The organism is Faunimonas pinastri (genome assembly GCF_900110915.1).
Taxonomy (GTDB): Bacteria; Pseudomonadota; Alphaproteobacteria; order Rhizobiales; family Afifellaceae; genus Faunimonas; species Faunimonas pinastri.
Map to the genome: position 1 here is coordinate 132011 of NZ_FOFG01000006.1, position 22040 is coordinate 154050.

Below are 22040 nucleotides of genomic sequence, written 5' to 3' on the forward strand. Positions count from 1 at the left end.
GCAGGCGCTGACAATGGGGTTATGAAGACACCATGGTTCAAAGGATCGAGAATGCGCGCGAGCGCTTCGGCAAGGCGGCAATCGAGCTGTTCCGTACGCGCGGCTACGCATCGACGACGGTTCCGCAGATCGCTGCCGCGGCCGGCCTCACCGAGCGGACGTTCTTCCGCTACTTCATCGACAAGCCCGAAGTCCTGTTTTGGCGTGCGAACGAGTTCGAGGCAGAGATGGTCCGCGCCATCAACCAAGCCGCCGACGCCCAGCCGCTGGATATTGTCATCAGGGCACTGGAGGCAGTTGGCTGTTTCTTCGACGACAATCGTGCGGACGTGCTTGCCCGGCAGGCCGTCGTCGCCGCGCATGTCGATTTCCAGGAACGCGAGTTGATGAAGATGCGCTCGCTCGGGATGGCGATTTGTGCAGCCCTGACGGACCGCAGCATCGAGGGAAAAGCCGCGCGGATGGCGGCGGAAACCGGAATCGTGATCTGGCGGGTCGCCATCGAACGGTGGAGCGAGGATCCGGCGAGCGGCTTTGTGCATCATGTCCGAGCCTGCACGGAAGACTTGGCGACCGTCGTAACTCGCTGAGGCCAAGTGACCTCGCCAAGAGTTCTGCGGAGAAGACCGTGTTCAACAGGTTGCGGAGCCGGTCGGAGCGAGTATCCGGCCGGACTGCGATATCTTCGGCGCGGTGGCCCGATCAGGTTTTTGGCTGCGCCTGCAAGGCCGGGGTCAATTCGGGAGAGACGGGGCGCCCCGAGTATTGCGACCAAGAGCGCGTCTCGCAGAACTCTTTGCATTCAACACAAAGACAAGTGCGTGCCCGGCCGTGCCGGCGATGGAGGCGAAGCGAGACTGTCGGCGATCGGCTCGTAGATCAACAGCCCAATCGTAAGATGGGCCGCGAGCCATGAGCGGGCAAATTGACTGCCCCGCGCTTGAAGCGGAGTCATTCCAAGCCCACTCTTGAGCCGCTAGAATGCCAGTCCTATCTGCCAGCAGAGGCGGCCGGTTGCGGAGACTTCGGCAGCGACATCTCCCACGCTGGGACCGAAGTCGGCAACAGCAGGAAATCTGCCGATATGACCCGTCATAGGGTTGGGATGCGTGGCCACACGCCGCTTCCTCCTATTAGCCTGATATATCGCCGTACGCGCCCGTACCGCGGAGGCTTCGTCCTGGCGTGGACCCTAAGGCGAGTACGGAACGTCGAGGTACCACGCAGTTCCTCCTTACGCCCGGAATGATCGACCAGCACTTCATTGTTCGGCGATGTCGCCCGGTTGCATCCCGCCGTAGATCGCATTCCAGTCGACGCCGCCCCGTTTGGTGTCATCAAGCAGCCACCGATGGTCGCGCCATTGTCTCGCGCAGATGGCGGGTGAGCTCTTCGATCGCTGCACCTCGCGCAGCATGTGCCACATGCAGCGTGATAGCGAAGGACGGCAATTCCGGCAGGCCTGCTTCTGGCGGCAAGATAGCCAAATCGGCCGGCACGGTCGTGGCGAGCCACGCCGAAACCGCGAGGTCCATGCGCACCGTGGTTCGCGTCGCATCAAGCCCGCCGTTCTCGAACACCGCACGGCTCGCGCGTTTCTGCCGCGTCAGCGCCTGAAGCACTGGCGGACGGAAAAGGCAGGTCTCGGCTACGAGCGAGAGTGGCAACGGAGTTCGTCCGTGCGCCTGCCCGCCCCTCGCACCGACCCAGACAAGACGATCGATAGCCAGCGTCTCGCCGCTCTCGGCCCCAAGCGCCTCCTCGACAACAGCCACGTCAAGTTGCCCATCTCGAATACCGGCCAGGAGGTCCGGTGAAGGCAGGCAAACAAGATCTAGGTCGACCAGCGGGAAGGCTTCGCAATAGCTCTTGAGCGCGGGCCCGAAATGGCTGGCAATAAGGTCGTACGGCAGCCCGAGCCGCACCGGCCCGGCGACGCCGCCGCCCGCGATCTCGGACCAGATCTCGTCGTTGAGCGCGAGCAGCGTGCGGGCGCGACCGAGTAGGCGCTCCCCCGCCGGAGTCAGGCGCAGGCCTCGCGGCTCACGCCGGAGCAGCTGGTCACCGACTAATTCCTCAAGCCGGGCAATCTGTTGACTGACCGCCCCCTGCGTCAGGTGCAGCACTTGGCTCGCCCCCGTCATGCTATGCTGATCGGCAACGGCAGCGAAAGTGCGAAGCAAGGCGATATCGAGGTTTCGTCTCATGACGTATTACAACTTCTAATTCCCGTGTTTAGCAACATTAGCTTCTGGAGGGCAGATCCGATGGTTAAGGCCAAGCAGGTTTGATCGAGTGCCCGTCATGGATGCCCTTCCTCCGCTGCTCCTCTTTGTTCTTGTCGCTACAATCAGTCCCGGCGGAGCCACGACGCTCGCCACAGTCTCCGGCGCGAACTTCGGCTTTCGACGTTCGCTTCCGCTAATCGCTGGCATCTCACTGGGCCTTGCCTCCATGGCGGCCTTCGCGGCGCTTGGTCTTTCCAGCGTTCTCCTGGCGGCGCCATCGCTCACCCTCGCGATGAAGGCGGTAGGCTCAGCCTACCTGCTCTGGCTGGCCTGGCAAATGGCGGGTCGAGGGCCGCCGCATCTTGCGAGCAACGCGCGGCCGATCGGCCTGTTCACGGGCATGTGGGCGGTCTGGCACAACCCGAAGGGCTGGGCGATGACGCTTGGGGCCGCTGCTTCTTTCTCGGCGCTTGCCAGCGGCCCGGTACGCCTCAGTATGCTGTTGGGCGCAGCGTTCGGAGGGTTCGCCATTCTGTCGCTTACCACTTGGTGCGCGGCCGGTCTCGTTCTGGCCCGGGCAATGCGCCGCGATGCGCAGTGGCGCATGTTGAACGGCGGCCTTGGAGTGTTGCTCGCGCTTTCGATCTTGCCTATCTGGTTCGAGACAGTCTCTCAAAGCATGATCCGCCAAGTCTTTGATCTTGCTGACCGTCAGCTAACCGACGTTCTCGTCTAAAGCGGACGGCCCGCTTACCAGCCTTCTCGGTCATGTCGGCCTACCATGACTTAGCCAAAGCAGAAGGTCTGTTTGAAGCGAGTGGCGGGTGAAGCAGACATTCAGCCTCACAATCCTTTCCGGCCGTTCACGTCCACTATCGCGGCACTTCGAAGCCGACCTTTGCGGCAGATCATTTCGGCGATCTTCGACCGGATCACGTTTCTTAGTGAAGCCATCTGCACAAAGCCTGTCTTGGTCGCTAAAAGAGCCCGCTTTCCTTGTTAAAAGAATTATCAATATTGCGGACTCGCGCGGTTGCGTCGCTTTCGCGTGAGTCCAACTTTAGCGGCGCCGTACAGCCATCGTGAACTGAGGCGGCATCGATCGATGCCGCCGCCCTGGCGCTGCGGCGTCATCTTGCCAGCCGCTGTAGCTCGCCGCTTGTGCGGGCGCTTCGCGTGTCGTCGGGGAGCCCCTTCTCGCGGAGAGAGGCCTCTTCAGCGGGAGAGGCCGGCATCATAGGACCCTTCCGCGCTCTGGATTTGCGCCGCCAGCGGATCGGGCTGCTCGTCGTAGGCGAGCGGCCGGGAGACGCCGGGCGGAGCGAGGCTGGCAGGGGGGAGGTCGGCAGGGGGAAAGCTCGCGGGTCGAGCGCACAACGTTGCCGGATCCGCCCCCCCCAGCGCCGCGGCGGGGGTGAAGACGTAGCGCTGGTTGCAGACGCCGACCTGCGGCGGCAGCCCGGTCTTCGCGAATTCGTCGGTACCGTTCTTCAGCATGGTCCAGAAATCCACGTTCGGATCGCCCGCGTGCTGGCGGAGGTTGGCCCAGGTCATCCGGAACGGCAACGCCTGTACCTGGAAGCTCCGCTGGCCACCCTTGAATGCCTCGAAGGCGAGCGCGTAGATCTCCCGCATCTGCTCGTCGGTCATGGCATAACAGCCGACCGAGCGGCAGCCGCCATGCACCATCAATGCGCTGCCGGTCCGCCCGAACGACGCATCGAAGGCGTTGGGATAGCCTATATTGAAGGAAAGATACTCGCGCGAGCGCGGGTTCATCTGGGCCGGGCCGACCTGGTAGAAGCCTTCAGGCGCCTGATGGTCGCCTTCCGCCTGCTTCGGCCCGAGCGCGCCGGAAAACCGGCAGATCGGGTAGGCCTTCAGAAGCTGGAAGTGTCCCGAATGATCCTGCTTCCAGACCTCGAGCGTGCTTTCTTCCTTGTAGATGCGCACGAGAATCGGCGCGTAGCGATCCATGTCCGCCGCTTGCATCAGGCGCAGCGTCGCCGGGTAGACCCTGCCCGCCCGGATGCCCCCAAGCTGGCCGGCGCATCCGGTGAGGGAGGCCACGACGACAAGCCCGCCGAGAACCGAGGCGAGCTGGCGGACGTGGGCACGCCGGCATGCCTGGACCACCACCTGCCCGATATCCCGCATCTGGCGCATGGCGTTCCGAAGACCCGCCGGAAGAAATTCGATCATCCAGAGCAACTCCAAACTCGATGGCCGCGCGAACGATGCGACACCGCCGGTGAGGGCGGCTGAGGCACGGCTCCCTTATCGCTCCCGATTGCGGCCGGAGTGCCGGCCGATATCCGGCCCTACCCCCCCGTCGTCGCGGCCTGTTCGGCAGGAGCAAGTGTCGGCTCCCACGCAATCGCCGCCACAATCGCGGAAAGCGGTAAGCTTCGGGTTAATCCGGTGCCCAACCAGGAAGTGTCCCGATCAGGGCGTACGCCGATCGGGCAGAGCGTCCCGAGACGCCGGCGCCTGGAGCGACAGCATCTCCGGCAAGGCGCCGATGATGAAATCCGGCTTCATCGCGAGGCAGGCCGCCCCGTCGCCGTAGCCGTAGCGCGCCCAGCAACTGGCGATACCTGCCGCCTGCGCGAAGCCGATATCGGCCGAGGTGTCGCCGACCATCACGAAGGCCTGGGACGGCAGATCGCGAAAGAGCGGACTAACCCGGCGGGCAAAGACGGCGGGATCGGGCTTCACCGGGGCGCCCGGATCGGCGGCGAGCACGGCATCGACCGTGTCCTGAAGGCCGAAACGCTCCAGAGCCGCCTCGATCGCCACCCGTCCCTTGTTGCTGAGCACCACGATCCTGCCGCCCGCCGCGCGAAGGGCGGCAAGCGTCTCGGCGGCCCCGTCGAAAAGCCCGCTCCGCTCGCGGTCCACCTCCGGATAGTGCTCGCGGTAGCGTCGGACGCATTCATCGGCGTCGGTCCGTGCCTCCTCCGGCAGAAGAGCGGCGAAGGCACCCTCCAGCGGCACACCGCTGGCGACCACCGCCGCGATCTCGGCGGGAGAGGCGACGAAGCCGCGCTCCCCCAAGGTGCGCGACAGACATTCGACCACGGCGTTTCGAGTGGCGGCAAGCGTGCCGTCATAATCGAAGAGAAAGACATCGAAGTGAGACATGCCGCTGTCTAGGCCGGGGGCGCGAAGCTTTCCAGTCTTCCGCCGATCAGAAGCTCCGGGTCGGACGGTCGAGGATACGGCGGCCCATCAGACTTGCGGCCAGATCCACCATCAGCAGCGCCGTGCGTCCGCGCTCGTCGAGGAACGGATTGAGCTCCACCAGATCGAGCGAGCGAACGGCGCCGCAATCGTGCAGCATCTCCATGACGAGATGCGCCTCGCGGAAGGTCGCGCCGCCCGGCACGGTCGTGCCGACGCCGGGCGCGATCGCCGGTTCGAGAAAATCGACGTCGAGGCTGACATGCAGCACGCCGTCCGCGGCGTCCACCCGCTCCAGGAAACGGCGGATCAGCGGCGCGATGCCCTGCTCGTCCACCGCGCGCATGTCATGGACGAGAACGCCCGCTTCGCGGAGCGCGTTGCGCTCGGCAGGGTCGACACTGCGCAGCCCGATCATGCAGACATTTTCCGGCTTCACCGGCGCTTCCAGAGGCGGCATGAAGGAGCCGAAGCCGTGCTGCCCCGTGACATAGGCCATGGGCGTGCCGTGGAGATTGCCTGACGTCGTCGTTTCCAGCGTGTGGAAGTCGGGATGGGCATCGAGCCAGAGCACGAAGAACTCGCGGCTTTCCGCCTTTGCACGGCGGGACAGGCCAGCGATCGTACCGGCGGACAGGGAATGATCGCCGCCGAGGAAGATCGGCACGCCCTCGCCGCTCGCCTGAAAAGCCGCCTCCGCGAGGCTGCGGGTCCAGGCGTGGAACTCAGGAAGATGATGCACGGCGACATTGGGATGGACGATGTCGCACGCGGGGCCAGGCGCGACATTGCCCCGGTCTTCCACGACGAAGCCAAGATCCGTCAGTGCTTCGCGAAGGCCGGCGGCGCGGTAGGCGCTCGGCCCCATCTCGCAACCCAGACGCCCCGCCCCGTCCTGCACGGGCGCGCCAATCAGAATGCATTTATCCGTCATCGTCTCGCCGCAGCTTCCCCGAAAGGTGCAACCTAGCCGCACTTCGCGGCAGAATGATCAGAGCAGATTGGCAAATCGACAGGCTTGATCTACCAGAACGGCAAGTTATTCGACCGAACTGGAACTCGATGGACGATCTCGACAGACGTCTCGTGACGATCCTCCGGCATGACGCCCGACGCAGCATTTCCGATATCGCGGCCGAACTCGGCATCTCGCGCGCCACTGCCCGGTCCCGCATCGAGCGGCTGGAAGCGCGCGGCGATATCATCGGATATACGGTGATCCTGCGTTCCGACGTGGACTCGATGCCGGTGCGCGGGCTCACCCTGATCGAGGTGGAAGGGCGGGCGGCAGATCGCGTGGTCGACGCGCTGGCGGGCTTTCCCGAAATCGTCGCGATCCACACGACAAACGGTCAATGGGATCTCGTGGCCGAGATCTCCGCGCAGAGCCTCACCGATCTCGATGCGGTCCTCAGACGGTTGCGGCTCGTCTCCGGCATCACGGCGTCTGAGACGAACCTGCTGCTCGCCACTCCGCGCAGCACGCGGGCCCGGCTTTAGCGCGGGGCTTCGAAGCGAACGAGGCCACCCGCCGCGCGGAGCTTTCGGGGTTCCGGCGCGAGGACGGTCGCCCTATTCCGCGAGCCGGCCGTCGCGGATCGCTTCCATGTCGAAGGGGAACAGGACACTGGGATCCGGCCTCTCGATGCCGTTGGCGATCTCGGGCGGGGCGGCCTGCTGCAGGATGTGCTGGATGATGGCGAGGCGCGCGGGCTTCTTCTCGTCGGCGCGCACGCAGTACCATGGCGCCAGCGGCGTATGGGTGCGCGTCAGCATGGCGTTGCGGGCATCGGAATAGGCGTCCCACTTTTCCTGCGCGACCGCATCCATGTCGGAGACCTTCAGCGCCTTCAAAGGATCGCGCCGACGATCGTCCAGCCGCTTGCCCTGCTCCTTGCGGGAGATGTCGAGCCAGATCTTGATGAGCTTGATGCCGCTTTCCACCAGCATGCGCTCGAATTCCGGGGTATCGCGAAGGAATTCCGCCTGCTCCGAGGCGGTGGAGAAGCCCATCACGACTTCCACCCCGGCCCGGTTGTACCAGGAACGGTTGAAGATCACGAATTCGCCAGCCGAGGGCAGATGCGCGACGTAACGCTGGAAGTACCATTGCGTGCGCTCGCGATCCGACGGCTTCGGCAGAGCCAGGACCCGGGTGGAGCGGACGGAAAGATGTTCGGTGATCCGCTTGATCGAGCCGTCCTTGCCCGCCCCGTCGCGACCTTCCAGAACCAGCACAATCCGGTCGCCGCTCCCCATCGCGGCGTGCTGCATCTCGACCAGAGCAAGCTGCAGTCGGGCCAGTTCCTTGTCATAGTCGCTCATGCGGGTCTCCGGCGGAAGCGTTGCGGATCGATCATGTCACCGGCATTCAACGTTCGTACCCCGGTCTCGATCCAAAGGCTCGATCCCCCTCCCGCCGGGTGACTTTCCGGGGCGAGCTAGCGGCCGTAGATCCGGTCCAGCACGCGGGCCACATCCACCAGCCGCTCCGCTTCCGCGTCGAAGCGCGCTCCGGCAGCCAGCCTGGTCGCCCAGTCGGCGGCGGCGCGGCCGCCCCACTCGTCCGGCGGGGTGGACAGCGTCTCGCGCGCGGTGCCGCGATAGCGCTCGGCGCTGAAGTCGTAGAACGAGCCATCGACGTTCTTCAGCGCCGCGCCGCCTTCCGTGCCGTAGAAGGAGGCCGAGATCATGGCATCGCAACCCGCCTGCAGCCTCCACGAGCAGGCCAGCTGGAGCGCCGTGCCGGAGGCGAGCTCCACCGTGGCGACCGCATAGTCCTCCACCTTGTCGGCGCGACGGCCGAGCGGCGCCCCCTCGGCGAAGAGCTTGCCCGTGACGTCGCCGATCTCCGGGAAATCCAGCGCCCAGAGCGCGAGATCGACAAGGTGGACGCCGAGATCCATGACGCAGCCACCGCCCGAAAGCGCGGGATCGTAGAACCACGCCTTGTCCGGCCCGTAGGCATTGTGGAAGACGAGATCCACCGCATAGATCCTGCCGAGTTCGCCGCCACGGACGATCTCGCGGATGCGGCGCATGCCTTCGGTAAAACGATAGGAAAGATCGACGCCGAGCAGCCGGTCGGCCTTGCGCGCGGCGGCGATCACGGCCTCGACTTCGCCGGCGGTGCGCCCCAGCGGCTTCTGGCAGAACACAGCCACGCCGCGCTCCAGCGCGCGGATCGACTGTTCCGCGTGCATGGCGCTCGGCGTCGCGATCACGACGCCGTCGATGCCTGTATCGAGCAATTCGTCGAGCGTGCCGACCGCCACGGCACCCGGCTCCAGGGCGACCGCCTCGGCGGCCATCTCCGGCGAGGGATCGGCAACCGCCGCCACATCCACGGCGCCGGTTTCCACGATCGCCTTCATGCGGTGGCGACCGATCCAGCCGACGCCGAGGAAGCCCAGACGCGGGCGCTTCATGTCCGAACCGGCAGCCATCAATAGGTCACCAGCGCCTTGAGGAAGCCGTCCGGCCGGTCGCGGGTGGCGTTCAGTGCCTCGTCCAGCTTCTCCAGCGGATAGGTGTGCGTATAGAGCGAGCTCGGATCCAGCCGGCCGCTGGCGACCGCCTGCACCGCGTCGCGAATGCCCTGGATATAGATCTTCGGATCGCGCTCATGGGCGTTGATCACGTCGAGCCCGCGCCAGTTCCAGAGCTGCATGTTGACCTGCCGCGGTCCGTCCTGATGGTAGCCGGCGACGATCAGCTTGCCGCGCTCCCTCGTGAGTTCGCCCGCCAGATCCAGCGGCCATTGCTTGCCCACGGCCTCGATCACGCGGTCGCAGAAGACGCCGTCGGTCAGTTCCCGCACGCGCTCGATGATCGCCCAGTGATCCTCCATCGGGATCGTCTCGGCCGCACCCATCCGGCGCGCGACATCCAGCGAGAACGGGCGGCGGGAGATGGCGATGACGCGCGCGCCGGCCTGCGATGCGAGCCGCGTCAGGATCGCGCCGAGAAAGCCGATACCGAGGATGGCGACGGTCTGGCCGGCCTGGATGTCGCTGCGCTTGAAGATGTTCATGGCACAGCCGAGCGGCTCGCCGGGGAAGGGCTTGCCCGCGAGCGCATCCGGCAGCGCCACGACGGCATCCGCGTCAGCGACATCATAGCCGGCATAGGCATGATAGGAGAGCGCCACGACGCGCTGGCCTTCGGAGAGACCCTGTACGCCCTCGCCCACGGCGTCGACCGCACCCCAGGCCTCGTGGCCGAGGCCACCGGGCTCGGTCGGAAACTTCATCCATTCAGGCCCGGCCCACGGCGTCAGGTTGGAGGCGCAGACGCCGCAACCTTCCAGCCGGATGCGCACCTGCCCGGGACCGGGCACCGGGAGGGAAACCTCATCGACCCGAAGCTCACCCGGCCCGGTGACGACGGCGGCCTTCATGGCTTTCGGCGTCTTGACCGGCGGGGCGGGCGACCGGATCGTCGTCTCGTTTTCAGGCATGGCCATTGGGGCAGCTCGATCGCTAGAATAAGGATTGGCCCGAGGTTTACGACCGAAGCCGCCGCCGGTTCAAGCGCCCCGGCGGTCGCAGCGCGCGTGCGCGCCCATGGCCTCGCAAATCCCGAGACGGAGGTGCGGTCCGCTCTTCGAGCGAGGAGCCTTGCTCCCGTTCATCGAACGTAAGCCAGTATAACGATTGCCTCTTCTCAACCGTTGCGAGAGCACTACAATTCCGCAAAGAGCCTGAGGCACCGTGGCAAGCATGCATTTGGACGTTCCAACGCTGGGTGTGGCCGGAAGCCTGGTTACCGTGGCGAGCGGCATCGTCCTGCTTCTGGTCTGGACTACGGACCGGGCGGAACGGACACCTCTGATCTGGGGGTTGGCCAACGTATTCCTTGGTGTGGCGCTCGCCATCCTGCTCGTTGCCGCCTCCAACGGGGCCGCCTCCAACGGGGCCGCCTCCACCGAGGCCGCTGCCGAAGGGAAAGACTGGCTGCTCATGCTGGTCGGCATGTTCTTCAACACAGGCGACGTGCTGGTCTGGGCCGCTGTCAGGCAGTTTTCCCATCGGCCCGTCCGCTCGCGCACCCTTCTCTCCTTGATAGGGCTGGGCCTGCTCCTGTCGATGCTGTCCGTCTCGTTCAATTGGGGGGTGGCTCAGGCCGTCATCAGTGACGGCCTGGGGTTTGTCCTTTTCTGTGCGGCGGCGGCGGTGCTCTTTCGGGCCAGGGCGGAGAAACTGTGGGGACGGCCTCTGCTGATCGGCATCCTGCTGCTGCATGCCTGCGCCCTGCTCCTGTTTTTGTTGAACCCCTTTCTCGGCCCGCTGCCGAGTGCGTATCTGCCGCCCCTCAGCATCTTCAGCGCAATCCAGTTCGAAATGCTGATCTATGCTGCCGGAAGTTCCGCGCTGCTGATCGACATACTGCGGGCGCGGCGGGAGGTCAGGGAGCGGGAGTTCGCGCGCATCGACGTGATGACCGGCGTCTCCAACCGGCGCGGGCTGACGGAACAGGCGGACGTGGTGCTGAGCCGCGCGCGCGAGAGCGGGGCTCCGGTCGTGGTGCTGCTGTTCGATCTCGATCATTTCAAATCGATCAACGACCGATTCGGCCACCGCGCGGGCGACGACGTGATCCGCGCCTTTTGCGAGACGGCGATCGGCGGCCTCAGGCCGCACGACATCTTCGGACGGCTGGGCGGCGAGGAATTCGCGGCCGTGCTGCCCCGCTGCAGCCTGGAAGCGGGATTGGGCATCGCCGAGCGCATCCGCGCCTCTTTCGCCGGCGTGAAGCCCCGTATCAAGAACACCACCATCGCCGCCACGGTCAGCATCGGCGTCGCGGCGGCGGAAGCTGAGGATACCGACCTCGTGCTGATCCTGGAGAAGGCCGACCAGGCGCTTTATGCCGCCAAGGAGGGCGGTCGGAACCGCGTCAGCCGCTTTCCGCCCCCGGATCGCGACGAGCCCCCGCCAGCCTTCATCAGGATCGCCTGAGGCCGTCCCGATCAGCCGTAGACGGCGATCTCCACCAGATTGGTGTCGGGATCACGAACATAGACCGACTGCATCGGCCCGAGTGCACCCTCGCGATCCACCGGGCCCAATTCGACGGCGACGCCGCGATCCTGGAGATGCGCGACAACATCGGCCAGCGGAGTCGTGGCGATCAGGCAGAAATCGCCGGAGCCGGGCGTCGGACGGAGCGCCCTGGGCTCGAATTCGTGGCCGCGCTGATGCAGGTTGATCTTCTGCCGTCCAAACTTCAGCGCCGTGCGGCCGTTACGCGTCTCCGCCTCCATTCCGAGCGCGTCGCTATAAAAGGCGACCGTCCGATCGATGTCGGCGACGGTGAGGACAAGGTGGTCGAAGCGGTCGGGCGCGATCATCTCAGGATTTCCCGGCCGGAGCATCGAGCGCCGCCTGGATGAGATGCGCGGCATCCGGGCTGTCCCATTCGGCAGGGCCGTTGATGTGGCCCAGCAGGCAGCCCGTGCGGTCGAGGAGCACGGTGACGGGCAGGCCGAGCGCGAGGCTCTGCTTCTTCATGTCCTCGAAGATCTTCATGCTCGGATCGACATAGAGCGGCAGGTTCTGCGTGTGGACCGTATGGAGGAAGCCACGCGGCTTGTCGGGCCCGCCGGTATCGATGGAAACGGGCACCACGGCGAAATCCTGGCCTGCACGCGCGCCCGCCAGACGGTCCAGCGCCGGCATTTCCTCCCGGCAGGGCATGCACCAGGAGGCCCAGAGGTTGACCAGCGCGACCTTGCCGGCAAAATCCGACACCTTCTTCGTCTTGCCGTCGTCGCCGGTGAAGGTGAGATGGCCAAGGTCGATGGCGCGGGTGGCGGGCTGGAAGGCGGCGAGTTCTCCCGTCGAGAGCGGCGCCAGCGTCTTTGCGCGTTCCACGGCCGGCCTGCACAGGGCATCGCCGTTGCCTTTGCCGCCGATGATCCCGTATACGCCAACAGCAGCGATCACCACGATCGCCGCGATACCCAAGGTCCAGTTCCGTTTCATTGTTCTGCGATCACCATCCCTGAAACAAAGTCGAAGCCCGAGCGATGTCGAACAGCATGTGGGGCGGCCGGTTCAGCGAAAAGCCGGACGCCATTATGGAAGAGATCAACGCCTCGATCGACTTTGACAAGGCGTTGGCGACACAGGACGTCGCGGGTTCGCGCGCCCATGCCGCGATGCTCGCCGAACAAGGCATCATCACGGCGGAGGATGCGGCGCGGATCATCGAGGGTCTAGACCAGATCGCGACGGAGATCGCGGAAGGCCGCTTCACCTTCTCGCGAGCGCTCGAAGACATTCACATGAATATCGAGGCGCGGCTGAAGGACATCATCGGCGAGCCCGCCGGTCGGCTCCACACCGCCCGCTCGCGCAACGATCAGGTGGCGACCGACTTTCGCCTCTGGGTGCGCGACGCCGTGGACGAGATCGACAAGCAGCTCGCGGGCCTTCAATCGGCGCTGGTCGCCAGGGCGGAAGCCTTCGCCGACGCGGTGATGCCGGGCTTCACCCACCTGCAGAGCGCGCAGCCCATCACTTTCGGCCACCATTTGCTGGCCTATGTCGAAATGATCGCGCGCGATCGCGGCCGCTTCGCCGATGCGCGCCGCCGGATGAACGAAAATCCGCTCGGGTCCGCCGCGCTCGCGGGGACGGCGTTCCCGATCGACCGCCGCCAGACGGCCGCGGCGCTGGGCTTCGACCGGCCCATGGCGAACTCGCTCGACGGTGTCTCCGACCGCGATTTCGCACTGGAAGCGCTCGCAGCGGCGTCAATCACGGCGATCCACCTGTCGCGCTTTGCCGAAGAAATCGTGCTTTGGTGCACGGCGCAGTTCGGCTTCGTGCGCCTGTCGGATCGCTTCACCACCGGCTCCTCCATCATGCCGCAGAAGCGCAACCCGGACGCGGCGGAGCTCGTGCGCGCCAAGGCCGGACGCGTGATCGGTTCGCTGACGGCGCTGCTCATCGTCATGAAGGGTCTGCCGCTCGCCTATTCCAAGGATATGCAGGAAGACAAGGAACAGGTCTTCGACGCGCTGCCGAACCTGTCCCTGTCGATCGCGGCGATCACCGGCATGGTGTCCGACATGGAGCCGAACCTGGAAGCCATGAAAAAGGCCGCCGGCTCCGGCTATTCCACCGCGACGGATCTGGCGGACTGGCTCGTGCGCGAGGCGAACCTGCCCTTCCGCGAGGCCCATCACGTTACCGGCCGCATCGTGGCGGAGGCGTCCGGCCGTGGCGTGCTGCTTGAAGACGTACCGCTCGACGTGATGCAGGCAGTGCATCCCGCGATCACGTCCGCCATCTTCGACGTGCTTTCCGTCGACGCCTCGGTGACCAGCCGCGTCAGCGAGGGCGGCACCGCGCCGGAGAACGTCCTGAGGCAGGCGCGCCTCTGGGCGGAACGGCTGCAGGCCGAGAAACCGGGTGCATGAAGCCGACCCTTCGCTATAGTCGCCCACAACGCTTCCGGGGTTCGTCGATGCCGCCGTTTCGTCTTGCCGTGCCATCTCTTCGCCTTGGGGTGATTGCCTGCTGTCTTGGTCTCGCGCTTGCCGGCTGTGGCCGGCGCGGCGGGCTGGAAGACCCCGGCACGCGCGCGACGGGACCGACCAGCGCGGGCCAGTCGGCCGCCGCGGGCCAGACGCCCGCCGGCTATTCCGGCCACACCACGCCCGGACAGGAATCCACCAGCGCCACGACATCCACCGGTGCTCCCGACGCCGACGGCACGCCCGCCAAGAAAAGCAAGGCGCCGGCCAGGCAGCGACACTTCTTCCTCGACCCCCTGATCTAGCTAGGTCTCACCTTGCATCACTTCGCCCACCGAAACGGCGTCCTCCATGCGGAGGACGTGCCGGTGCCGGAGATCGCGCGGGCCGTCGGCACGCCGTTCTACTGCTATTCCACCGCCACGCTGGCGCGGCACTTCCGCGTCTTCAACGAGGCGTTCGCGGACCTGCCGCACCTCGTCTGCTATGCCATGAAGGCGAATTCCAACCAGGCCGTACTCGCGACGCTGGCGCGGCTCGGCGCCGGGGCCGACGTGGTCTCGGAAGGCGAACTCCGCCGCGCGCTGGCCGCCGGCATCCCGGCCGACAGGATCATGTTCTCCGGCGTCGGCAAGACGGCGCGGGAACTGTCCTTCGCGCTGGAAGCCGGCATCCACTGCTTCAACGTGGAATCCGAACCGGAGCTGGAGCACCTGTCCGCCCTCGCCGCCGGGAAGGGCGTGATCGCGCCGGTAAGCTTGCGCATCAACCCCGACGTGGACGCGCGCACGCACGAGAAGATTTCCACGGGCCGCAAGGAAAACAAGTTCGGCATTCCCTTCGCCCGCGCCCGCGAGGTCTATGCCCGCGCCGCCGCCCTGCCCGGCATCCGCATCACCGGCATCGACATGCATATCGGCAGCCAGATCACCGATCTGCAGCCCTTCGACGATGCCTTCTCGCTGCTGGCGGACCTCGTGATCGCTCTGCGCGCCGACGGCCACGGCATCGATCATGTCGATCTCGGCGGCGGGCTCGGCATTCCCTATCGCGATGACGAGGCGGCCCCGCCGCTGCCCTCGGCCTATGCCGACATCGTGCGCAAGCACATGAACGCCATCGGCTGCACCGTCGTGTTCGAGCCCGGCCGGCTGATCGTCGGTAATGCCGGCATCCTCGTCACCGAGGTGCTCTACGTGAAGGAAGGCGAAGGCCGCACCTTCGTCATCGTGGACGCCGCGATGAACGACCTGATCCGGCCGACGCTCTACGAGGCCTATCATCGCATCGGCCCCGTGGAAGAATCCGAGGCATCAGAAACCGGTGCGGTGGAGATCGTCTGCGACGTGGTCGGTCCCGTCTGCGAGACCGGCGATTACCTCGCCCGCGCGCGGCCGATGAAGAAGCCCGCCGCCGGCGACCTGCTCGCCGTCTATTCCGCCGGGGCTTATGGCGCGGTGCAGGCCGGCACCTACAACAGCCGGCTGCTGGTGCCGGAAGTGCTGGTGAACGGATCCGACTTCGCCGTGATCCGACCGCGCGGGACCTACGAGGACCTGATCGGGCTCGACCGCGTGCCGGACTGGCTGACGGGCACGGAGGCCTGAGATCCCGGGCCAGAACGGAGCGAAGGCGCGCCTCTCGCGCCTTGCTGTCGCCAAGCTTTCCGGTTGTGCTAGTCTGACGGTCGGCTTGCGAGGACCCCGTTGATGAAGCCTCCGGCGGAAACTGCCATGGAAGCGCATGTCGCCCGCCTCAAGGGCGCGGTGCGGCGCGCCCACGCCGCGCTTCTGTGGGAGCGGATCTGGCCGCTTCTGGTGCCCGTTCTCTGGCTGGCGGGGCTCTTCGTCGCGCTTTCCTGGCTCGGCCTCTGGCGCGCCACCGGTCCGCTTGTCCGGCTTTCCGTCCTCGCCGTCTTTGCGATCCTGATCCTTGCCTCACTGGCGCGCTTTCTCCGACTGAGGCAACCGACGCGCGACGAAGCGCTTCGCCGGGTGGAGGTTCGTTCCGGGCTCGAACATCGCCCGGCGAGCGGGCTGGAAGACCGCCTCTCGCCCGTTGCCGCCGATACCTTCGCGCAGGCGCTGTGGGCGGCGCATCGCCAGCGGCTGCTGGCCGCCATGCCCCGGCTTTCCGCCGGCCGACCCGAGCCTCGGCTGGCCGAGCGCGATCCGCTGGCGGTGCGCTTTGCCGTGCCGCTGCTGCTGGCGCTCGGCCTTTTCGTCGGCTGGGGCGAATGGGGAACCCGGCTTCGCGAGGGCTTCGATCCCGTCAGCCTCGGCCTGCTGCCACCGCCTGCCCGCGTCGATGCCTGGATCGATCCGCCGCCTTACACGCACCAGCCGCCGGTCTTTCTCACCCGCGCGGGCGAGACCGCCACGGACCGGCCGGTCGTCGTGCCGCAAGGCAGCAAGCTTACCGTGCGCGTCGTATCGAGCCGCACGCCCGACGTGACGCTGGAGACCGGAGGCAAGCCGGTGATCCTGCCTGCAGCCGGGAACGACGCCGACGCGCAACCCACGTCCGACAATCGGTCAACCGCCGACAATCCGATCCGGACCTATTCGTCGGCACTCGACAAGAATTCCACGATCCACATCGCCGCGCGCGGCACGGATGTCCGCTATCCTCTTTCGGTCCTGCCCGACCATCCGCCCACCATCGCCTGGGATCCGGCCCATCCGGTGAAGCCGGACAGCACCGAACTGAACTTCCGGGTCGCCGACGATTACGGCGTCACCGGTGGCAGCGTCTCCATCCATCCCGTCGATGCCGCGCCCGGCGCGCATCCGCTCGTGGATCCACCGCGCATCGACCTCCGGCTGGAGCGCCCCGATCTTCGCGATGGCACGGCCCGCGCCTCGCTCCGCATCGGCGACCATCCTTTCGGCGGCATGCGGGTTTCGCTCGATCCTGTCGTCAGGGACGGGGCCGGGCAGGAAGGCCGCCCGTCGGAAAAGCGGGAGATCACCCTGCCCGCCCGCTCCTTCCAGAACCCGCTCGCCCGCGCACTGGTGGAGCAGCGCCAGATCCTCGCCGCCGATGCGAACGCGCGGGACCGGGTCACCCAGGCTCTCGACGCGCTGATGATCGCACCGGAGCGCTTCACCCCGGACGCCGGCACCTATATCGGCCTTTCCGCGCTCTACCGGCAGGTCATGGACGCCCGCTCCGACGACGACCTGCGCGAGGGGCTGGATGCCATGTGGGCGCTGGCCCTTTCGGTGGAGAACGGCGAGGCGGCCGATGCGGCGCAAAAGCTGAAGCAGGCGCAGGACGGGCTGCAGAAGGCGCTGGAAAACGGCGCCTCGCAGGAGGAGATCGCCAAGCTGACCCAGCAGCTCAAGCAGGCGATGAACGAATATCTGCAGGCCTTCGCACAGGAGCAGGCCAAGCGCGGGATCAAGCCGCAGCAGGCCAGTCCCGATACCCGGATGATGTCGCAGGACGACCTCAACAAGATGCTGGACCAGATGCAGCAGCTTGCGCAGCAGGGAAACCGCGACGCCGCCCAGCAGATGCTGAGCGAACTCCAGCAGATGCTGGACAATCTGCAGATGGCGCAGGGTCAGCAGGGCCAGGGGCAGCAGGGCCAGGGGCAGCAGAGCCAGGCCATGGAGCAGATGAACCAGCTCGGCCGCATCATGCGCGACCAGCAGAAGCTGATGGACCAGACCTACAAGCTCGATCAGCAGCAGCAGAACGCCGATAACGGCCAGGACTTCGGCGACAATGCCCAACAAGGGCAGCAGGGGCAGCAGGGCGATGCCCAGGCCGGGCAGCAGATGCAGCAGCTCCAGAACCAGCAGGCGCAGCTGCAGCAGGAACTCCAGAAGCTGCTCGGCCAGATGGGCCAGCAGGGCAAGTCCCCAGATCAACAAGGCGAAGGCCAGCAGGATCAGGGGCAACAGGGCGAAGGCCAGCAGCAGGCGCAACAAGGTCAGGGCCAGCAGGGCGATGGCGGCCGCGCGGCCTTGGGGCGTGCGGGCCGCGCCATGGGCGACGCGACGCAATCCTTGCAGGGGCAGCAGCCGGGCGATGCGACCGGGCATCAGGGCGATGCGCTCCAGGCGATGCGGCAGGGCCTGCAGGGCATGATGCAGCAGATGCAGGCACAGCAGGGCCAGTCGGGTCAGCGCGGGCAGGCCCAAGGCCGGCAGCCGGGCCAGGGCACAGCCACGGGCAGCCCGGGCCAGCGCGCCGCAGACGGCCAGACCGACCCGCTCGGGCGGTCGCGCAACCAGGGGCAGGATTTCGGCTCCAGCGTGAAGGTGCCGCAGGAGATCGACGCGGAACGCGTGCGCCAGATTCTGAACGCCATCCGAGAGCGGCTCGGCGACCGGACACGCTCGCAGCTTGAGCTGGATTATCTCGAACGCCTGCTCAGGCCGGAATAACCGCGCCGGAGGCGCCGAAGCCGAGGCCACATCGACCGATCCGGGTGCCGGAACTCAGGGCACGAGCGCGGCGCGTGTCGGCGCATTTCAGCGGACGCGCACGGCAGCGATCAGGCTCGACAATCTCGACGCGGTTCCAGCGCCTGTTGCGAGGCACATGGTCGAGGCAATCGGCCGAGCCGGCACCACCGGCACGCCCGCGCAGATGAGTTCGTCCATGTGGTGGAGGGCGGGATGACCCTGCCTGAAGCGAGGAGGGAGTGCTGCCGCGAGCCGGCGACTGGGCCGCTTTCGCGAAAGGGAGCGGCGAGGCCAATGCCCGATTCAACAGGGGCGGCGAAACGGCGACCTGTCCCCGGATCGGCTCACGGGTGCGGGAGGGTCTGCACCCCTGCCTGCGTTCTGGTTCTGGTTCTGGTCCGGGTCCTGGCCAGACCGGGCCTGATAAGCGCCAATGTCGACGCGCGCTTGGCGGCGCGTCGTACGCCGGGACCGGGCCCGGCACGATCGAAGGGTTATGCGGTGTCGGCGCGGCGCGTTCAGGCCGCGAGGTTTTCCTCGGCCGCCTCATGAACGGCGGCGCGGATCTGCTGCAGCGTGAAAGGCTTGGTGAGCACGTCGCGGATTACCTGGCTCAGATCCTCGGCCCGCTCGCGCTGGTCGGCATAGCCGGTCATCAGCAGGATCGGCAGGCCCGGCCAGCGGCCGGCGGCGGAATGCGCCAGCGCGATCCCGTCCATCTGGGGCATCTTCACGTCGCTGACCAGGAGGTCGTAGCCGCAGTCGGTCTCGTCCAGTCGCTCCAGCGCTTCCAGGCCATCGCAGGCCGTTTCGACCTTGTGACCGTCGAGCTCGAGCGCGCGGCTCACGAAAGCCCGCACCGATTCGTCATCTTCCGTCAGCAGAATACGCATGCCGTGTCCTTCATCGGTCGCCTGCCCCGGAATATAGTTCCGCGCGTGCCACCGCATAAGCTCGCCGGACTGTTTCGCCACAGCTGTCCCGAAGAATAGGCCACGCTGGTAAACCCATTGTAATCGCCGAGCCTGATCTGCAGATTTTTTTCCGAGGCGGTTCGCAGCCGTTCCGGCAGGGCACGAAAACTTGCCGGATCAGGGTTCCGCGCCTCCCTTCAGGCCGAGTTGACCGACCCCGCCGGCCCCTTCCGCGAACCGGACCAGCACGCTGGAAGCCTTGTCCGGCGCGCCGGCGAGACGGAAGACGACGGGCATGGACTGGCCGGGCCCAAGCTTCTCCACCGGCGGCTTCGCCAGCGTCCGTCCGAGTATCTTGCCCGCGCCGTCGCGAACCGCGATCTCCATGATCGGCACGTCGCGCGACTGCCGCGTCGGGTTGACGATGCTGGCCTTCAGGCTGAGCCCGCCGGAATCCGTGCCGGAACCGGGCGAGCGCTCGCTCGTCACGTCGCGAAGATCCAGACCATCCAGGTTCACCGGCATCCCCGCCGCCGCATAAAGGCCCGCAAGGCTGGGAACCGCCCGCACCACATGACCGCGAAAGCCGACAAAGGCCGCGATGAAGGCCAGCGCCAGGCACCCGGCCAGGGGCGCAACAACGGAGGCACCCCGCCGAGGCGGCTCGGGGTCGCGATCGGCGGCAACCTTCCGCTCCCAGGGGTCGGGGCCCCGGTCGGAATAGGTGACGAGCGATTGCATCGTCGGCAATCGGTCGAGACTTCTCCCCGCTTTCGGCTCAGGAATCCTTTCAGGAAGGACGCCGCGTAGCGCCCGCAACTCCGTCACCGGCCAAGCCTCGCCACAATTCCGGCAGACGAGCGTGCCAGCGTCCGGCAATGAGTTCTCATCGGCCACAAGCCCGCAGGCGGGACAGGCCAGAGCCTTTTCCGCTTCGTGTGTTCCCGGTGCTAGTTCAGGCGCAATCGTCACGGCACCATCCGGCATGCCCATGTCCGGAGTTAGAAACACTTAACTTTAACGGCGCGTTAACGCCCCGCGCGCTTTGGTGCTGGCATGGCTCCTGAGACCGGAACCGCGATTCGCTTCGAGAACGTAGGGCTGCGTTACGGCCTCGGACCCGAGGTGCTGCGCGATGTCAGCTTCGAAATCGAGAACGGCTCGTTTCAATACGTGACCGGGCCCTCCGGCGCGGGCAAGACCTCGCTCCTGCGCCTGCTCTTCCTGTCGCTGCGGCCGACGCGCGGCATCGTCCGCATCTTCGATCACGACGCGGCGACGATCGGGCGTGACGTGGTCCCGGCGCTGCGCCGCCGGATCGGCATCGTGTTCCAGGATTTCCGCCTGCTCGATCATCTCACGACCTACGAGAACGTCGCCTTGCCGCTCCGGGTGCTCGGGGTGGACGAGGAGAACTACCGCCGCGACGTGACGGAGCTCCTCGACTGGGTCGGGCTGGGCGACCGCAAATGGGTGCATCCGCAGGTGCTTTCCGGCGGCGAGAAGCAGCGCGCCGCGATCGCGCGGGCGCTGATCACCCGCCCCGAGATCCTGCTTGCGGACGAGCCCACGGGCAATGTCGACCCGCCGCTCGCCAAGCGGCTGCTCCGTCTTTTCGTCGAGCTCAACCGCCTCGGGACATCCGTCATCATCGCCACGCACGATCTTTCGCTGATGGAGCAGCACGACGCTCGCCGTTTCGTTCTGAATGCCGGGCATATCGATGTCTATGACTGAGCGCGCCGGTCCTTCCGAGCGGATCCGCACGCTCCGGCGGCGGCGCTACGCCCGCCTCGGCCGCGTTGCCCGCACGCCCGGCGACGACACCGTGCAATGGGAAGACGTGTCGTCCGTCACGCCGGAACTCGACGGGCAGAAGCGCGCCGCCAATCCCATCGTCCCGCCGCGCAGCGTCGCACGCCGCGCGTTGCTGATGCTCGTCGCCATCATGAGCTTTCTCGCCTGCCTCTGCATCGCCGGCGTGACGATCATCAACGATCGCGCGCATGGCTGGGAGCGGCAGATCGCGGAAGAAGTGACCATCCAGGTCAAGCCCGTGGACGGCACCGATACCGACCAGGCGGTGACGCGCGCCGCCGAGATTGCCATGCAGACGCCCGGCGTGCAGTCCGCCAATCCGCTTTCCAAGGCGGCCGGCTCCGCCCTGCTGGAGCCATGGCTCGGCCGCGGCTTCGATGCCAGCGACCTGCCGATCCCGAGGCTGATCGCCGTCAAGGTGAGCAATTCTGTCGACCTCTCGGCGCTCGCGGGCCGGCTGCGCGACACCGTGCCGAGCGCCAGCCTCGACGATCACGGCCAGTGGCTGCAACGGCTTTCCTCCATGGCGCGCGTGATGATCACGGCGGGTGGGTTCATCATGGGCCTCGTGCTGGCGGCCACCGCGCTTTCGGTGATCTTCGCCACGCGCGGGGCGATGGCCGGCAACAAGCAGGTGATCGAGGTGCTGCATCTCGTGGGCGCGGAGGACGGCTACATAGCCGGCCAGTTCCAGCACCATTTCCTGATGCTTGGCCTGAAAGGGGCGGCGCTGGGCGGCCTCGCGGCCGTGCTGCTCTTCGCCATCCTCGGCTATTTCACGGGGTCGGAGGGCATCACCCCGGAAGACGCGCAGCTGCGCAGCGTCTTCGGCGGCCTTCACGTGGGCTTTACCGGCTATGTCGGCACGATCCTCACGATCCTGGTGATCGCCTGCATCATCGCGGTGACCGCCCGCGCCACGGTGCGGCGGACGCTCAGGGAATTGAACTGAACCCCGTTTCGATACTTCTCCCGCTACCGGGACGAAACCAGA

21 protein-coding genes are annotated in these 22040 nt (G+C 66.6%); 10 read left to right on the forward strand and 11 right to left on the reverse strand.

What is annotated here, in order from left to right; genetic code table 11:
- Positions 1 to 32: 32 nt before the first annotated feature.
- Positions 33 to 590 carry a TetR family transcriptional regulator gene (locus tag BMY25_RS09970; RefSeq protein WP_092496487.1) on the forward strand — a complete coding sequence of 186 codons (558 nt, stop codon included), beginning with the start codon at positions 33 to 35 and terminating at the stop codon, positions 588 to 590.
- Between the two features lie 747 nt (positions 591 to 1337).
- On the opposite strand, the gene BMY25_RS09975 is transcribed toward BMY25_RS09970, so the two are convergent.
- Positions 1338 to 2207, reverse strand: a complete 870-nt coding sequence (locus BMY25_RS09975) for a LysR family transcriptional regulator (RefSeq protein WP_092496488.1) — start codon at positions 2205 to 2207, stop codon at positions 1338 to 1340.
- 97 nt (positions 2208 to 2304) lie between these two features.
- On the opposite strand from BMY25_RS09975, the gene BMY25_RS09980 reads away from it, so the two are divergent.
- Positions 2305 to 2964, forward strand: coding sequence for a LysE family translocator (locus BMY25_RS09980; RefSeq protein ID WP_092496489.1), 660 nt, complete (start codon positions 2305 to 2307; stop codon positions 2962 to 2964).
- A 479-nt stretch (positions 2965 to 3443) separates the two neighbouring features.
- Here the strand turns inward: BMY25_RS09980 and BMY25_RS09985 are convergent, their stop codons facing one another.
- The 3 genes from BMY25_RS09985 to rocF form a co-directional block, all read right to left on the reverse strand.
- Entirely contained in the window at positions 3444 to 4430 is a 987-nt protein-coding gene (locus BMY25_RS09985) for a L,D-transpeptidase family protein (protein ID WP_092496490.1), read from the reverse strand.
- A gap of 243 nt (positions 4431 to 4673) precedes the next feature.
- A complete protein-coding gene (locus BMY25_RS09990) occupies positions 4674 to 5372 on the reverse strand; it encodes an HAD family hydrolase (protein ID WP_092496491.1) in 699 nt (232 codons plus the stop codon).
- Between the two features lie 46 nt (positions 5373 to 5418).
- Positions 5419 to 6345 (reverse strand): arginase, encoded by a 927-nt coding sequence (rocF, locus tag BMY25_RS09995; protein ID WP_092496492.1) that lies wholly within the window; start codon positions 6343 to 6345, stop codon positions 5419 to 5421.
- Positions 6346 to 6473: 128 nt separating this feature from the next.
- Here rocF and BMY25_RS10000 point away from each other — a divergent pair, with 128 nt between their 5' ends.
- On the forward strand, positions 6474 to 6911 hold the full coding sequence (locus BMY25_RS10000) for an Lrp/AsnC family transcriptional regulator (protein WP_092496493.1): 438 nt from the start codon (positions 6474 to 6476) through the stop codon (positions 6909 to 6911).
- Between the two features lie 72 nt (positions 6912 to 6983).
- Here BMY25_RS10000 and ppk2 read toward each other — a convergent pair whose 3' ends face one another.
- The 3 genes from ppk2 to BMY25_RS10015 all read right to left on the reverse strand — a co-directional run bounded on the left by ppk2 (position 6984) and on the right by BMY25_RS10015 (position 9870).
- Complete coding sequence (ppk2, locus tag BMY25_RS10005; protein WP_092496494.1) at positions 6984 to 7736, reverse strand: polyphosphate kinase 2; 753 nt, start codon at positions 7734 to 7736, stop codon at positions 6984 to 6986.
- Between the two features lie 116 nt (positions 7737 to 7852).
- On the reverse strand, positions 7853 to 8857 hold the full coding sequence (locus BMY25_RS10010; RefSeq protein ID WP_238858260.1) for a Gfo/Idh/MocA family protein: 1005 nt from the start codon (positions 8855 to 8857) through the stop codon (positions 7853 to 7855).
- Positions 8857 to 9870: an MDR/zinc-dependent alcohol dehydrogenase-like family protein gene (locus BMY25_RS10015; protein WP_238858264.1), complete on the reverse strand. Its 1014-nt coding sequence runs from the start codon at positions 9868 to 9870 to the stop codon at positions 8857 to 8859. The genes BMY25_RS10010 and BMY25_RS10015 overlap by 1 nt, the downstream gene beginning before the upstream one ends.
- Before the next feature lie 262 nt (positions 9871 to 10132).
- Here BMY25_RS10015 and BMY25_RS10020 point away from each other — a divergent pair, with 262 nt between their 5' ends.
- Positions 10133 to 11371, forward strand: coding sequence for a GGDEF domain-containing protein (locus tag BMY25_RS10020; RefSeq protein ID WP_092496495.1), 1239 nt, complete (start codon positions 10133 to 10135; stop codon positions 11369 to 11371).
- An 11-nt stretch (positions 11372 to 11382) separates the two neighbouring features.
- On the opposite strand, the gene BMY25_RS10025 is transcribed toward BMY25_RS10020, so the two are convergent.
- Both BMY25_RS10025 and tlpA read right to left on the reverse strand, forming a co-directional pair.
- A complete protein-coding gene (locus BMY25_RS10025) occupies positions 11383 to 11763 on the reverse strand; it encodes a VOC family protein (protein WP_092496496.1) in 381 nt (126 codons plus the stop codon).
- A 1-nt stretch (position 11764) separates the two neighbouring features.
- Positions 11765 to 12379: a thiol:disulfide interchange protein TlpA gene (gene tlpA, locus BMY25_RS10030; RefSeq protein WP_177176805.1), complete on the reverse strand. Its 615-nt coding sequence runs from the start codon at positions 12377 to 12379 to the stop codon at positions 11765 to 11767.
- 62 nt (positions 12380 to 12441) lie between these two features.
- On the opposite strand from tlpA, the gene argH reads away from it, so the two are divergent.
- The 4 genes from argH (at position 12442) to BMY25_RS10050 (ending at position 18293) form a co-directional block, all read left to right on the forward strand.
- Entirely contained in the window at positions 12442 to 13839 is a 1398-nt protein-coding gene (argH, locus tag BMY25_RS10035; RefSeq protein ID WP_092496498.1) for an argininosuccinate lyase, read from the forward strand.
- A 47-nt stretch (positions 13840 to 13886) separates the two neighbouring features.
- Positions 13887 to 14201, forward strand: a complete 315-nt coding sequence (locus BMY25_RS10040) for a lipoprotein (RefSeq protein ID WP_143061927.1) — start codon at positions 13887 to 13889, stop codon at positions 14199 to 14201.
- 12 nt (positions 14202 to 14213) lie between these two features.
- Positions 14214 to 15503, forward strand: coding sequence for a diaminopimelate decarboxylase (lysA, locus tag BMY25_RS10045; RefSeq protein WP_092496500.1), 1290 nt, complete (start codon positions 14214 to 14216; stop codon positions 15501 to 15503).
- Between the two features lie 126 nt (positions 15504 to 15629).
- Positions 15630 to 18293 carry a TIGR02302 family protein gene (locus tag BMY25_RS10050; RefSeq protein WP_177176806.1) on the forward strand — a complete coding sequence of 888 codons (2664 nt, stop codon included), beginning with the start codon at positions 15630 to 15632 and terminating at the stop codon, positions 18291 to 18293.
- 539 nt (positions 18294 to 18832) lie between these two features.
- On the opposite strand, the gene BMY25_RS10055 is transcribed toward BMY25_RS10050, so the two are convergent.
- Positions 18833 to 19207, reverse strand: a complete 375-nt coding sequence (locus BMY25_RS10055; RefSeq protein WP_092496573.1) for a response regulator — start codon at positions 19205 to 19207, stop codon at positions 18833 to 18835.
- Positions 19208 to 19405: 198 nt separating this feature from the next.
- Positions 19406 to 19978, reverse strand: a complete 573-nt coding sequence (locus BMY25_RS10060) for a DUF3426 domain-containing protein (protein ID WP_092496502.1) — start codon at positions 19976 to 19978, stop codon at positions 19406 to 19408.
- A 306-nt stretch (positions 19979 to 20284) separates the two neighbouring features.
- On the opposite strand from BMY25_RS10060, the gene ftsE reads away from it, so the two are divergent.
- Complete coding sequence (gene ftsE, locus BMY25_RS10065) at positions 20285 to 20965, forward strand: cell division ATP-binding protein FtsE (RefSeq protein WP_092496503.1); 681 nt, start codon at positions 20285 to 20287, stop codon at positions 20963 to 20965.
- Positions 20952 to 21998, forward strand: a complete 1047-nt coding sequence (locus BMY25_RS20775) for a cell division protein FtsX (RefSeq protein ID WP_177176807.1) — start codon at positions 20952 to 20954, stop codon at positions 21996 to 21998. The genes ftsE and BMY25_RS20775 overlap by 14 nt, the downstream gene beginning before the upstream one ends.
- Positions 21999 to 22040 lie beyond the last annotated feature (42 nt).